Consider the following 12,383-nt stretch of genomic DNA (forward strand, 5'->3'; position numbering starts at 1 on the left):
GGCAACGCACCACATCCCCGGAGCCTCAGGGGGTCCAGCCGAGGACCGCTTCCCCGAAGGTCATGACGCCGAACCACGTCGCGACGGCCACCACGGGGACCAGCAGCACCAGGTAGGACCGGCGCTGCACCAGCCGCACCCCGATGTAGGTGAGGAGCAACCACCACACGCCCAGGAGCACGATCGCCCACAGCGGAGCCATCAGCCCGCTGGCCATGTAGAAGAATCCGACCACCAGCTGGGCCAGGGCCGCGATCACCACGGCCACCACGAACAACAGCGTCGTCGTTCTCATATAGGAACTGTGCGCTCACATGGCGGAACCCGCAAGGGTCCACCCGGCTGCCCGCGGCGGTCCAAGGACCGCCGCGCCTGGTCGCCGGTCCTCGCAAGGGTCCCGGACGTCCGGGCCGTGGACACCTGACGTGAGGGCATCCAGGTTGAGAGGATGACCCCATGGCAGCACGCGCGGGAACCGGCCGGCAGACGCGGGATCTGATCCGCCTCAAGATCGTTCTGATGGACACCGACCCCGAGATCTGGCGGCTTCTCGAGCTGGACGCAGATCTCACGCTGGACCGGGTGCACGAGGCCCTGCAGGTCGCCATGGGCTGGCGGGACAGCCACCTGCACCTGTTCGAGGACACGGACCCCGACGAGCGCCTGCACCCGGTGGAGGGCGAGGTCCGGGACCCCCGGCGCTGGATGACCCACGAGGACCTGGAGGAGCTGGACGGCCTGCCCGAGACCGAGTGGACCCTCGGCCAGGTGCTGACCGAAGAGAGCAGTCCGTTGTACTACGAGTACGACTTCGGTGACCGCTGGATCCACCGCCTCGAGCTCGTCGAGCAGCTCACAGTCCCCGCGACGGAACCGGCTGCGCACGTGGATCGCGGCGAACGGCGAGCGCCCCCGGAGGACTGCGGCAGCACTCCCGGCTACGCCGAGCTGCTGGACGCCCTCGCCGATCCCCGCCACGAGCGTCACCGAGAGCTGACGGAGTGGCTCGCCGACACCGTCGGTCCGTGGCAGCCGTTCGATCCTGACCGGTTCGACGTCGACGCCGTCAACCACGAGCTGGCCCTCCGCTTTCCCGCCCCCGACGACGACGGACGCTCCGCCCCGCCCCCGGACACACCTCCCCTCGTCGCCGAGCTGGTGGAGCGGGTTCCGCCCGGTCTGCGCCCGGAATTTCGCACCTATCTGCAGTCGGCTGAGCCGGAGACTTCCGTGCTGGTCGACGCGGCCATAGCGGAGCGGATGGTGGCCCCGTACCGCTGGCTGATCCGCAGGGTCGGTGCCGATGGCTTGGATCTGACTGCTGCCGGGTGGTTGCCGCCGGCCGTGGTGGCCGAAGCCATGGACGAGTTCGGCTGGGATGAGCGCTGGATCGGGAAAGGCAATCGGGAGGAGTGGACCCAGCCGGTCAGGCAGCTGCGGGAGCAGGCCCACAGGCTCGGTCTGGTGCGCAAGCACAAGGGTCGATTGGTCCTGCCCGTGGCAGTCCGGAGGCTCGGGGACGACCCCGTGGGTCTGTGGTTCTTCGTGGCCCGGTCCATGGCCCACCGGCACCGGCACGACGTCAAGCGCGATGCCACGCTTCTGCTGGCCCTCGAGCTCGCGACAGGTCGCGCCGAGTCCCAAGACGAGGTGCTGCGGCGGATCGGCTTCGGCCTGGAGGTCCTCGGGTGGCAGGCCGCCGACGGATGGGGACTGACCCCCGACATGGTGCGCGACCAGGTCCGGGGCGGCTGGGACGTGTTCACCCAGCTGGGTGCGATCGGCAGACTGTCCGCGCTGGACGCACCGGACGCACCCGTACTTCCGGAAGGGCGCTCCTTCGCCCGCGCCGTGCTGCGCTCCTGACTGCGACTCCTCCGCCGCGCGGCTCAGAGTGCGTTGAGCACCGCCCGGAGCGGCTCACCCACGAAGAAAAAGAGCAGTACGGCGGCGGGACCGCCGAACCGCCACAGCTCGCGCCGCCGTCGCGCGCTCCGCACGGTATGCCGGAGCTCCGCGAAGCGCTCCTGCAGCGCAACCGGGTCCTCGGGCGGCGCAGGACTGTTGTGCCAGGTGCTGGGGACCACCGCGGCAGCCGAGATCCGGGCGACCTCCTGGTCCGTCAGCACGGGGCGCCGGCGCCGCAACCAGCGCAGCAGCTGCCGGTTCGTGACGACCTCGACCCCCGCGGGCCGGCGCCTGATCGTCAGGTTTTTCGGCTCGATCAGCACCAGCACCGGGGTGACCGGGACCGGCTCGCCCACCGCGGCGCTCAACCGCCTGCCGGCCCGCGCCGCCTCGTGGCGTGAGTGCGAGAGGTAGTGCTGTTTGTGCCCGTCGATCATGACGGCGCGGTCCGCGACCCACACTGTCCTGCCTGCATGGTTCTTGGTGTTCAGCGTGAACACCCCGGCGGGACCGATCAGCACGTGGTCGATGTCCGAGGCCCCGGCACCGACCGGCACGGCGTGCAGCACCGTCCATTCCGGGCCCAGACGACCCAAGATCTGCCCGACGGCGATCTCTCCCAGCGCCCCCCGGTACCAGGAGCGGCTCTCGGCGCTCAGCGGACTGGCGCCCGCGAGCCGGCCCCACCACGTGCGGGGCGGCTGGCCCTCCTGCAGCCGCAGCGTCGCGGCAATCACCTCCTGACCCGCGCCTCGAACGGCCAGGCTCGGTACCGGTACCGGTGCCGGTACCGGTACCGGTGCACTGTTCCCCGCGGGCGGCCCGAGCAGCCGGAAGGCGGCGAACCCCGTGGAGCGGATGGGTGGCGGGGATGCAGAGTCGGCGGAGGGCGGCATGGTCGTCAGCTTTCGGACAGGGCGTGAAGGTTTTCCTGCATCACACGTCTTTGCATTAGTACACATCAAGTGGCAGCGCCTTCGTTCCGTTGTGTGACGCCATCAGCGCCTGGTCACCCGGCCCTCACACCGGGCCCGTGTCAACGGCCGGCGATGCTTCCTGGTGGAGTTCAGGTGATCTCTCCGTTCAGTGCGAGCTGTGATTCCCGCCGGCACAGACCCCGCCTGGGCAGTGTCCAGGACAGCACCTCGGCGCGGGCCAACATGTTGCGAACGGTCACGGTGATCGCGGGGGTGGATTTTCGCACCAACACCAGTGACGGCCGCCCCTTCGGAGTGACGACGACGTACTGTCAGGGATACGCAGGAGCGTGCCCTGACTTCGTGAAGAACGCTCTGAACATCTGGGGGGTTGATGGACGTGACCGTGACCGGCGGAACCTTCCTGCACGAGCTGTCCATGGTCGAACGCGCCCAACCGCACAGCCTCATCACCGGCGTCACGCTGGCCCAGGAGACCGCCGACGTGCAGTGCGTGACGGGGCCGCCGGTGTCCGTGCCGCTGACAGCCGGGCGGAGGCGCATCGCACAGCTGCTGAGCAAGGTTGCCGGACCCATCACCCCGCCGGCCGCACAGGATCCCGACACCTACCCGGACACCCCGGACCCCCAGCAGCTGTGGAGCGAGCTCCTGGACGACCTGGGTGCTTACCTCCCTGACCTTTCCCACGCCGACCCCGATCTGCGGCTGGTCTCCGTGCACCGGGACGGGGCAACCGCGCGGATCCAGGTCGCCAACAGCACTCGGCAGTTCACCCATGGAGTGCCCCTGGACAGCGGGGAGCCGCCGGCCGCGGTGACGGTCGACATCGCCGCCGCGTTCGCCGCGGCACCGGAACCCCTGCGCTAAGACCGGGCCTCGTTGCCGGTGTCGGCTCTGCTCCCTGCCGGTGACTGCTGGGTCCAGCGGCCTGGCGGCATGGTCTGCCTGGCGCTCCCGGCGCTCACCGGCACCTTGGCAGCCCTCGAAACACTCGCGTCGGAGCACGCCACCGGCCAGGTCGTGCCGGAGACCATCCGAGATGCAGAGAGCCGCGCCTGAGCCCGCGGCCGCAGAACTGGGGACACCAGCTTCCCGGGTGATTGCAGATGCATCCATAGGCTGGAGGGGAACTGACGCTTTCCTGACAGGACTTCCGTGGCCCCCTCCTCTCCCACCTTGCTCCGACTGGGCGCCTCCGCGCTCGTCCTCGCGCTCCTGACCGGCTGCGGCGGGTCGGCGGCCTCCAGCGACACGACGTCGTCGTCGAACGCCGCCTCCCCCGAGACCTCCGCCGCCCCGGAACTGCGCGGCGAGCGCGCCGTGGTGGAGCGGGTGATCGACGGCGACACCGTCGACGTCCGGCGGGACGGTGAGGTGGTGCGCGTGCGGCTGCTCAACATCGACACCCCGGAGACCAAGGACCCGAACGAGGTCGTCGAGTGCCTCGGCCCGGAGGCGACCGCGCTGCTGGAGGAGCTCCTGCCGCCGGGCACCGTGGTGGGCCTGGAGTACGACCAGGAGCGCACCGACCGCTACGACCGCACCCTGGCCGGGGTCTTCCTGGAGGACGGCACGCTGGTCAACGCCGAGATCGCCCGCCAGGGCCTGGGCACGCCGCTCTACATCGCGCCCAACGGCCGGTTCCTGCCGCCGGTCGAGGAGGCCTTCGCCGAGGCGGAGCAGCAGCAGGCCGGCCTGCTCGACCCCACCCACGGCTGCACGATCCCGGCGCAGGTGCAGCAGGCGACGAGCGCGCTCGCCGACGCCGCACCGGCGGATCTGGCCGATGCGGCCGGGGAGATCGCGGCCGCCGTCGCGTTCCTGGCGGCGCTCGACGCGGTCGACGGCGACGCGCACCCGCACGTCCGCCATCTGGCCGGGCTGCCATCGCTCACGAGCGGGATCTCGGGCGTCCGCCAGGACGTCGCGGCCCTCCAGGAGCGCGCCGCCGAGCAGCGCCGCGCGGCGGAGGCCAAGGCTGCGGAGCGCAGAGCGGCCGAGGACCAGCGCCGACAGGCGGAGGCGGACGCGGCCCGTCAGGCGGAGTCCGCCCGGCAGGCCGAGCTCGACCGCCAGGCGGAAGCGGCACGGCAGGCAGCGGCCGACGCCGCACGCCGGGCGGTCGCACCCGCGCCGGCGCCCGCGCCGAATCCGGCCCCCGTTCCCGCCCCCGCGCCGAGGCCCGCGCCGGCTCCCGCCCCTGTGCCGGCGCCGAAGCCCGCCCCGAACCCGGGCGCCAACATCGTCAACCAGGCCCCTCCCGGCTACTACGCGGACATTCCCGGCTACACGGGACCTCGTTGCTACGCGCCCGGCGGGAAGTTCTTCAAGCCCTGCTGATCCCGGCGACAGGATCTGGTCACGGAAGTGGTGCCGGCTCCAAGATGAAAAATCCCCCAGGAACGCCGCATGCGCCAGGAAGTCGCCGCCGGAGAACACCGAACGGTTCAAGAACCCCAAGACGAAGATGAAGACCACGACCCGCAGGATCAGGCTGGTCCAGGACGGACCGGACGCCGCGCCTGAGCCGTCGGTGACCGGCCCGCGTCGTCGTCACCCATGATCCGAGCGGAGTCCGCGCTGCCGTGTCGGACCGGCTGAGGACCCTGGGGCCTGAGACGATCGACGTCCCAGCGACCCCGAGGAGCCCACCGTGGAGAAGACAGGTCAGCCGGTCGAGGAGTACCTCACCGGGGTCACGCCGGCGAAGCGGCGGGCGGACGCCGAGCGCCTCCTCCCCCTGTTCACCCGGGCCACCGGGCAGCCGGCGGAGATGTGGGGCACCATCGTGGGCTTCGGCCAGTACCACTACAAGTACGCGAGCGGGCACGAGGGCGACGCCCCCGCGGCGGGCTTCGCCGCCCGGAAGGCGGCGACGACGGTCTACGTGTACGACGGCGTCGACGCCCACCGGGAGAACCTGGCGCGCCTGGGCCCGCACACCACCGGAGTGGGCTGCATCTACCTCAGGGATCTCGGCGCGGTGGACCTGGACGTCCTCGAGCAGATCGTCGCCGCCTCGTACGCCAAGCTCGGCGACGGCTTGTGGACGGACCGCGCTCGGGACGGCGCCCCGGACTGAGCGGACGCCGCCGCCTCCGACACGGAGGCGACATGAGTCACGGGCCGGCGACGATCCGGGCGATCCCCTGGAGTGCGCCCGTGCGGGGGCCTACGGTCAGCACACGCCTGATCGGAACCGGCCGGACGGACACCACCACACGAGGGGACGAGACGATGCCGCTCTACCTGTCCAAGTTCAGTTACACCCCGGAGACCTGGGCGCGGTTGATCGCCCACCCGGAGGACCGTCGCCAGGCCGCCCAGGACTACATCGAATCCGTCGGCGGCAAGCTGCACGGCTTCTGGTACGCGTTCGGCGAGCACGACGGCTACAACCTGTGGGAGGCGCCCGACAACGTGTCCATGGCCGCGGTCGTCCTGGCCATCAGCGGTGGTGGCGCCCTGAGCTCCCGGGAGACCACGGTGCTCATGAGCGTCGAGGACACGCTGGAGGCCCTGCGCCGGGCCGAGCAGATCACGTACCGGCCTCCCGGGACCTGATCCCGTCTGCCAGGGGAACCCCAGAAGCAGACCGACCGCTGGATCACTCAGCGAGACGGGGGCGGCCCGCCCGGTCCTCCGGCCATGCCGCCGCCGGTGGGCGTGGTGGTCGTGTCCACCCCGGCGGTCAGGGTGACGGTGTAGCCCTGCGCGACGCTGCCGGTGACGGCACCCAACTGGCTGGCCCCGCTGTCGTCGCCGAAGACGTTGTCGCTCGCCAGGGTGAGCTGGGCCAGGTTGCTGACGGAGGACTCGTAGCCGGTGGTGGCGTAGACGGCGTCGCAGGCGTTCTTCGGCAGGGCGACCTGCGAGGTGGCGATCGCGGTGGTGGAGTCGGTGAGGGACGCCTGGTCCGGGTAGACCTCGAAGTGGATGTGCGGCCACCGGCCCGTGTAGCAGGCCGGGAAGATGCTGGTGAAGCGCACCTTCCCGTCGTCGTCGGCGATCTGCACCCCGCGCAGGTAGTTCTCCTCCGTGACGCCCTCGCTGTACATGGAGTAGCGGCCCTCCCGGTCGCAGTGCCAGACGTAGACGGCCACTCCCGCGAACGGCACCCCGCCGTCGGCGAGATCGGCGATGGTCAGCTCCAGCGTCATGGGCACGCCCTCGGCGGTCCCGCCGGCGTCCCCGAAGCTGGAGCGCAGGTCGCTGCGCACGATCCCGCTCTGCTCGAGCACGTCGGGACCGTTGGAGCCGTCCCCAGGGTAGGGCCCGGCGGTCTCGTCCGGGATCTCGTCCACCGCCAGGGCCGTGGCCGAGGGCGAAGGAGACGTGGAGGCCGACGACGACGCGCTCGCGCCGCTGCCGCCCGCTCCGGCCCCGCAGGCCGCGAGTCCGAAGGCCGAGGCGCCGAGACCGAAGACCGTCAGCACCTTCCGCCGGTTCATCAGGGTGCCGATGTCGAAGCCCAGCCCCTGGTCGACCACCTCCTCCTCGGGGCGCGGCAGCCGGCGGCCCTCGTAGCTGAGCGCCGTCTCGTGCGGGGTGCTGCGGTCCATGGATCCTCCATCGGTACGGGTCGTTGTCGGCCTCCACGCTAGGAACGGGTGCTGTGCCGCGGCTGAGCCGGGACACAGCACCGCGTGTGCGAATTCATGGGTTCGCGCGGGCGCCCGGTCGGCGGGACGCCCACCGGCCGCAGTCCGCCGGCGACACGCAGCCGCGGCGAGCAACGATCCGGTCTCACCCGGACGGACCCGGCGCACCGGGGTCCTACCGTGGGAGCACCCGGCCCGCCGCTCCTCCGGGGTGCCTGGGCCCCACCACGCGGACACCGCACGGAGGACCACCATGCAGACTCTGGGCCGCGCCGAGGACTCCATCCACGTGGAGGCACCGCCGCGGACGGTCTACGACCTCGTCGCCGACGTCACCCGCACCCCCGAGTACAGTCCCGAGGTCGACGAGGTCGTCTGGCTCAACGACGGCGGACCCCGCGTCGGCGCACGCTTCCGGGCCCGCAACAGGGTGCCGCCCGACTCCCGGTTCCCGTGGCACAACACGCCGATCGTCATGGCCGCCGAGCCCGGCCGGGAGTTCGCCTTCGCCCGCACCGAGCGCTTCGCCGGCACCCTCGTGTGGCGCTACCGGTTCGAGCCGGAGGGCACCGGCACCCGGGTGACGGAGTCCTACGAGATCGCCCGCCCGGTCGGCCGCATCGGCTGGTTCATCATCGGCACCCTGGGCCGGGACCGGGACCGGATGACCACGATGCGCCAGGGTCTGCGGGAGAGCCTGCAGCGGCTCAAGCGCGTGGCCGAGGCCGACGCCGCGTCGTCGTCCTCCGCACCGTGACGGACGGGGTCGGGACCAGCGCCTGACCCGGTCAGCTCAGGCGGGCCGCCGCGGCGACCACGGCGTTGCGCACGGCCAGCCCGTGCCGCGCCGTGCCCACGCGGTTCGCCAGACGGGCCAGACGCACCGTGCGGACGGTAGGCCGGCGGCGTACGGCGTCGTACCGGTGCAGGGCGCCGGGCACGTCGGAGGCCGCGCTCAGCGCCTCGACGAGCGCCGTGGCGTCGAGGAGGGCCTCGCAGGCGCCCCGGCCGAGATTGGGGGCCATGCCGTGGGCGGCGTCGCCGAGGAGCACGGTGTGCCCCCGGACATAGGACGGCAGCGGGGGCACGTCGAGCAGCGTGCGCCGGTCGATCGGGGTGTTCCCGAGGGCGGCCAGGACGCGCCGCACGTCCGGGTGCCAGTCGCCGTAGAGGCGTTGGAGGGCCTGGGCGTCGTCGCGCTCGGACGCGGCGGCGGCGAGCACGTCGGCGCGGACGCTCGCGAACCAGTTGGTGCGCTCGGCGTCGTGCGGGGTGATCCCGAAGAGCCGCGCCGGCCCCCAGGTCTCCGTGGCGCCGTCCGCCGGCCCCGGGACGGTGCCCCGAAGGGCGACCGTCCCCAGCGGCCGCGGGGCGACGCCGAAGAGCGCGGCGCGGACGGGGCTGTGCACGCCGTCCGCGGCGACGACGACGTCGGCCGCGGGCAGGGCACCGCGATCCGTCACTGGGGCGTTCCACGCGATGACGTCCGGGGGCAGGCCCTGGGCCAGCGCCGCCAGGAGCGCCGGCCGGGGGACCAGCCGGGCCGTGCGCCCGGGGCCGAGATGGGCGATCTCGGTGCCGTCCGGCCGGAGGAGCCGCGCACCCCGCTGCTCCACGGACGCGGCCCGGACCTGCTCGCCCACCCCCAGCCGGTCCAGGGCCCGCATCGCCTCGGGCCACATGCCCAGCGCCGTGCCGGTGCCCGGCAGGCCCGAAGACCGCTCGAGCACCCGGACGGACCAGCCCGCGCCGAGCAGGCCGCGGGCCGTGGCCAGGCCGGCGATGCCCGCACCGATGACGACGGCCGATCCGCGCACGGCTCCTCCTGTGGTCGGCGGTCCCGGCCCCGGGACGCGCCCAGGGCGGTCGGGCTGCAGGCGGCCGGGCTACAGGCGGTCCAGGAAGTTCCCGATGTTCTCCCACGTCCAGGTCTCGCAGCGCGCCGGGCCCATCTCGGCCGGCTTCTTCCGCGCCTCCGGCTCCACCCACAGGCCCAGCAGCGGCTTGTCCTCAGCCACCGCGCACCGGATCTGCCACCGCGCCGCGTCCGAGTCCGGTGTGCCGCCGCCGATCAGCGCGATCACGCCGTCGCTGCGGCGGATCCGGTCCCGCACGTCCTGCTTCCACGCGTCCGCGCTCGCCCCGTTCCCGGGCGGCTCCACGAACCGCGCCTGGTCCCCGGCCCGGTCCCACTGCGCGGTGAAAAGGTTCCGGAACAGCTCGTCCTGCTCCGCGAACGCCAGAAATACAGTCTTCGGCGCCATTGCCGTCAACTCCCTGCCACATCGAAAGTTTGTCCTAGTGCAAGGCACCATATGCGGTCGGCGCCGTCCGGCGGGCGGGGCCGAGCAACATCCCTTCATGAAGACCTCTGATGTCCCGATGTGCAGTGCGCGGCCCGAACGCCCTCCGTGCGCTCTGGTCTGCTCGCGGGCGGGATGGGAAAATGGTGCTGCACAGGTCCAGCACTGGGGAGTTCCGATGAGACACCACGGCCACGACCACCACCACACCGGGCCCGGCGGCGGCCACGACGAGGGGACCGATGCCGCCGCGTCCTCGCCGACCGACCCCACGTTCTACCGCTCCCCGGCCGAGGCCATCGCCGCCCCGCGGGAGAAGCTGGCGTACGTGGTCGCCTTCGACCGCGCCGCAGAGCGCCCCGACGCCCTGACCGTCGTCGACCTCGACCCGGACTCGTCCTCCTACGGCACGGTGGTCGGGTGGGAGGACATGCCCACCACCGGGGACGAGCTGCACCACTTCGGCTGGAACGCCTGCAGCAGCGCCTTCATGCACGAAGGGCACGACATGACCGGTCTGTCCCGCCGGTACCTGCTGATGCCTGGGCTGCGGTCCTCCAACGTGCACGTCGCCGACACCCACCCCGACCCCCGCGCCCCGCAGGTGATCAAGACCATCACGGCGCAGGAGCTGGCCGAGAAGGCCGGATACTCCCGCCCGCACACCCTGCACTGCGGCCCGGACGGGGTCTACCTCTCCTGCCTGGGGGCGGCGTCCGGGGACGGCGGGCCGGGCGGGATCGCCGTGCTCGACCACGACACCTTCGACGTGGTCGGGCGGTGGGAGACCGACCGCGGCCCCCAGCACCTGGCCTACGACGCCTGGTGGCACCTGATGCACAACACGCTGGTCACCAGCGAGTGGGGCACCCCGGCGATGGTGGAGAACGGCGTGGTCGCCGAGCAACTGCTGAACCAGGAGTACGGCCACGCCCTGCACTTCTGGGACCTGGCCGCCGGCAAGCACCTGCAGCGCGTGGAGCTGGGGCCCGAGCACCAGATGGCCCTCGAGCTGCGTCCGGCCCACGATCCGGAGGCGACCTGGGGGCTGGTGGACACGGCCATCTCCACACAGGATCTCTCGGCCTCGATCTTCCACTGGCACCGCACCGGCACCGGGGAGTGGACGGCGGAGAAGGTCGTCTCCATCCCGGCTGAACCCCTCGACGCGGACAGGTTGCCGGAGTTGCTGCGCCCGTTCGGGGCGGTGCCTCCGCTGGTCACCGACATCTCCCTGTCCGTGGACGACCGCTGGCTCTACGTCTCCTGCTGGGGCACCGGGGAGCTCAAGCAGTACGACGTCTCCGATCCGGCCCACCCGCGCGAGACCGGATCGGTCCGTCTGGGCGGGATCGGGGACCGCGCCGCCCACCCCTCCGCCCCGGGCACGTGGCTCGGCGGGGGCCCGCAGATGGTGGAGACCAGTCGCGACGGCAGGCGGGTCTACGTGACCAACTCCCTCTACGGGGCCTGGGACGACCAGTTCTACCCCCACGGGATCGGGGCCTGGATGGCCAAGATCGACGCCGACACCGACACCGGCGGCCTGTCGGTCGACGAGGACTTCTTCCTCTCCCAGGAGGACTTCCGCGGACTGCGCGTCCACCAGATCCGGCTGCAGGGTGGGGACGCGTCCTCCGACTCCTACTGCTACCGCACCTGACCCGCGCGCTCGGCACCGCCACCGCCGCACGCAAGGAGCCCGCGCCGGACGGATCCGGAGCAGGACGGAGGAACGGCATGGACGAGCTGGAGCGGATCGCGGCGGCGTTCCCCGGGCTGACGTGGTCGAGTGCGCGGCGGATCACCGAGGGCTGGGACCACGTCGTCGTCGTCCTGGACGAGGCCCTGGTGCTCCGCTTCCCGCAGGAGGCGCCCTACGCGCAGGCGCTCGGCCGGGAGATCGCGGTGCTGGACCACCTCGCCCCGCGGCTGCCGGTGCGGATCCCGCGCTACGACCGCGTGGCGCCGGACGGCTCGTTCGCCGGGTACCCGCTCCTGCCCGGCCGCACGCTCCAGCCGGAGGTGCTGGCCTCCCTGGACGGGACGGCGCGCGACGCGCTCGTGGACCAGCTGGCCGGCTTCCTCTCGGCCCTGCACACCGCACCCGTCCCCGGCACGCCGCTGGAGCAGGTGCCGGCGTCCTTCCTGGCCGAGGACCAGGACGACGTCCGCAGCGCGGCCGCCGTGCACCTGCCCGCCGTGCTGACCCCGGCAGAGCTGGACGAGGTGGAGCGGATCCTGACCGACGTCGACGCGCTCCTCGCCGCCGACCTCCCCGAGGTGGTCGTCCACAACGACGTCTACAGCCGGCACCTGCTCTGGGACGACGACGACGCCCGGCTCGGCGTGATCGACTTCAGCGACATGTGTGTCGGTGACCCGGCCGTGGACTTCGCGGAGCTGCACGAGTACGGCGAGGACTTCGTCCGCGCGGTGCACGAGCGCTACACCGGGCCGAGGGACCCCGGGCTCCTCGACCGCGCCTGGACGTACCAGCGCTGGATCGGGGTGTACATGCTCACCGACCACTTCGACGTCGGCAAGACCACGTGGGAGGTCGCCCGGGAGACCTTCGACCGCGTCCGGCGCGGGCGGTGAAGCGGACCCCGGAGCGGACCCTCGGCGGCGG

General features: G+C 72.3%; 13 protein-coding genes. 8 read left to right on the top strand and 5 right to left on the bottom strand.

Annotation, left to right across the window (positions count from 1 at the left end; translation table 11 throughout):
- Window positions 1-25 precede the first annotated feature (25 nt).
- Window positions 26-295, bottom strand: coding sequence for a hypothetical protein (locus H488_RS34990; RefSeq protein ID WP_144835689.1), 270 nt, complete (start codon window positions 293-295; stop codon window positions 26-28).
- Window positions 296-456: 161 nt separating this feature from the next.
- Here H488_RS34990 and H488_RS34995 point away from each other — a divergent pair, with 161 nt between their 5' ends.
- Complete coding sequence (locus tag H488_RS34995; RefSeq protein ID WP_017834927.1) at window positions 457-1,866, top strand: plasmid pRiA4b ORF-3 family protein; 1,410 nt, start codon at window positions 457-459, stop codon at window positions 1,864-1,866.
- Window positions 1,867-1,889: 23 nt separating this feature from the next.
- On the opposite strand, the gene H488_RS35000 is transcribed toward H488_RS34995, so the two are convergent.
- Window positions 1,890-2,645 (bottom strand): nuclease-related domain-containing protein, encoded by a 756-nt coding sequence (locus tag H488_RS35000; protein WP_017834928.1) that lies wholly within the window; start codon window positions 2,643-2,645, stop codon window positions 1,890-1,892.
- A gap of 586 nt (window positions 2,646-3,231) precedes the next feature.
- Here H488_RS35000 and H488_RS35005 point away from each other — a divergent pair.
- The 4 genes from H488_RS35005 (at window position 3,232) to H488_RS35020 (ending at window position 6,411) form a co-directional block, all read left to right on the top strand.
- Window positions 3,232-3,714: a hypothetical protein gene (locus tag H488_RS35005; RefSeq protein ID WP_144835686.1), complete on the top strand. Its 483-nt coding sequence runs from the start codon at window positions 3,232-3,234 to the stop codon at window positions 3,712-3,714.
- Between the two features lie 288 nt (window positions 3,715-4,002).
- Window positions 4,003-5,187 carry a thermonuclease family protein gene (locus H488_RS38150; RefSeq protein WP_051063841.1) on the top strand — a complete coding sequence of 395 codons (1,185 nt, stop codon included), beginning with the start codon at window positions 4,003-4,005 and terminating at the stop codon, window positions 5,185-5,187.
- Between the two features lie 313 nt (window positions 5,188-5,500).
- Window positions 5,501-5,929, top strand: coding sequence for a DUF1801 domain-containing protein (locus H488_RS35015; RefSeq protein ID WP_017834932.1), 429 nt, complete (start codon window positions 5,501-5,503; stop codon window positions 5,927-5,929).
- Window positions 5,930-6,084: 155 nt separating this feature from the next.
- Window positions 6,085-6,411, top strand: coding sequence for a GYD domain-containing protein (locus tag H488_RS35020; protein ID WP_017834933.1), 327 nt, complete (start codon window positions 6,085-6,087; stop codon window positions 6,409-6,411).
- 47 nt (window positions 6,412-6,458) lie between these two features.
- Here the strand turns inward: H488_RS35020 and H488_RS35025 are convergent, their stop codons facing one another.
- Window positions 6,459-7,409 (bottom strand): intradiol ring-cleavage dioxygenase, encoded by a 951-nt coding sequence (locus H488_RS35025; protein WP_017834934.1) that lies wholly within the window; start codon window positions 7,407-7,409, stop codon window positions 6,459-6,461.
- Window positions 7,410-7,701: 292 nt separating this feature from the next.
- Between H488_RS35025 and H488_RS35030 the strand changes: the two genes are divergently transcribed.
- Window positions 7,702-8,205: an SRPBCC family protein gene (locus H488_RS35030; RefSeq protein ID WP_017834935.1), complete on the top strand. Its 504-nt coding sequence runs from the start codon at window positions 7,702-7,704 to the stop codon at window positions 8,203-8,205.
- Between the two features lie 31 nt (window positions 8,206-8,236).
- Here H488_RS35030 and H488_RS35035 read toward each other — a convergent pair whose 3' ends face one another.
- Both H488_RS35035 and H488_RS35040 read right to left on the bottom strand, forming a co-directional pair.
- On the bottom strand, window positions 8,237-9,265 hold the full coding sequence (locus H488_RS35035; protein WP_017834936.1) for an FAD-dependent monooxygenase: 1,029 nt from the start codon (window positions 9,263-9,265) through the stop codon (window positions 8,237-8,239).
- A gap of 69 nt (window positions 9,266-9,334) precedes the next feature.
- Window positions 9,335-9,712 carry a TIR domain-containing protein gene (locus H488_RS35040; protein ID WP_017834937.1) on the bottom strand — a complete coding sequence of 126 codons (378 nt, stop codon included), beginning with the start codon at window positions 9,710-9,712 and terminating at the stop codon, window positions 9,335-9,337.
- A 217-nt stretch (window positions 9,713-9,929) separates the two neighbouring features.
- Between H488_RS35040 and H488_RS35045 the strand changes: the two genes are divergently transcribed.
- On the top strand, window positions 9,930-11,414 hold the full coding sequence (locus tag H488_RS35045) for a selenium-binding protein SBP56-related protein (protein WP_017834938.1): 1,485 nt from the start codon (window positions 9,930-9,932) through the stop codon (window positions 11,412-11,414).
- 77 nt (window positions 11,415-11,491) lie between these two features.
- The gene (locus H488_RS35050) at window positions 11,492-12,352 is read left to right on the top strand and encodes a phosphotransferase family protein (protein WP_017834939.1); all 861 of its coding nucleotides are present in this window, start codon (window positions 11,492-11,494) and stop codon (window positions 12,350-12,352) included.
- Window positions 12,353-12,383 lie beyond the last annotated feature (31 nt).

Source organism: Kocuria sp. UCD-OTCP, from assembly GCF_000349605.1.
GTDB classification, from domain to species: Bacteria; Actinomycetota; Actinomycetes; order Actinomycetales; family Micrococcaceae; genus Kocuria; species Kocuria rosea.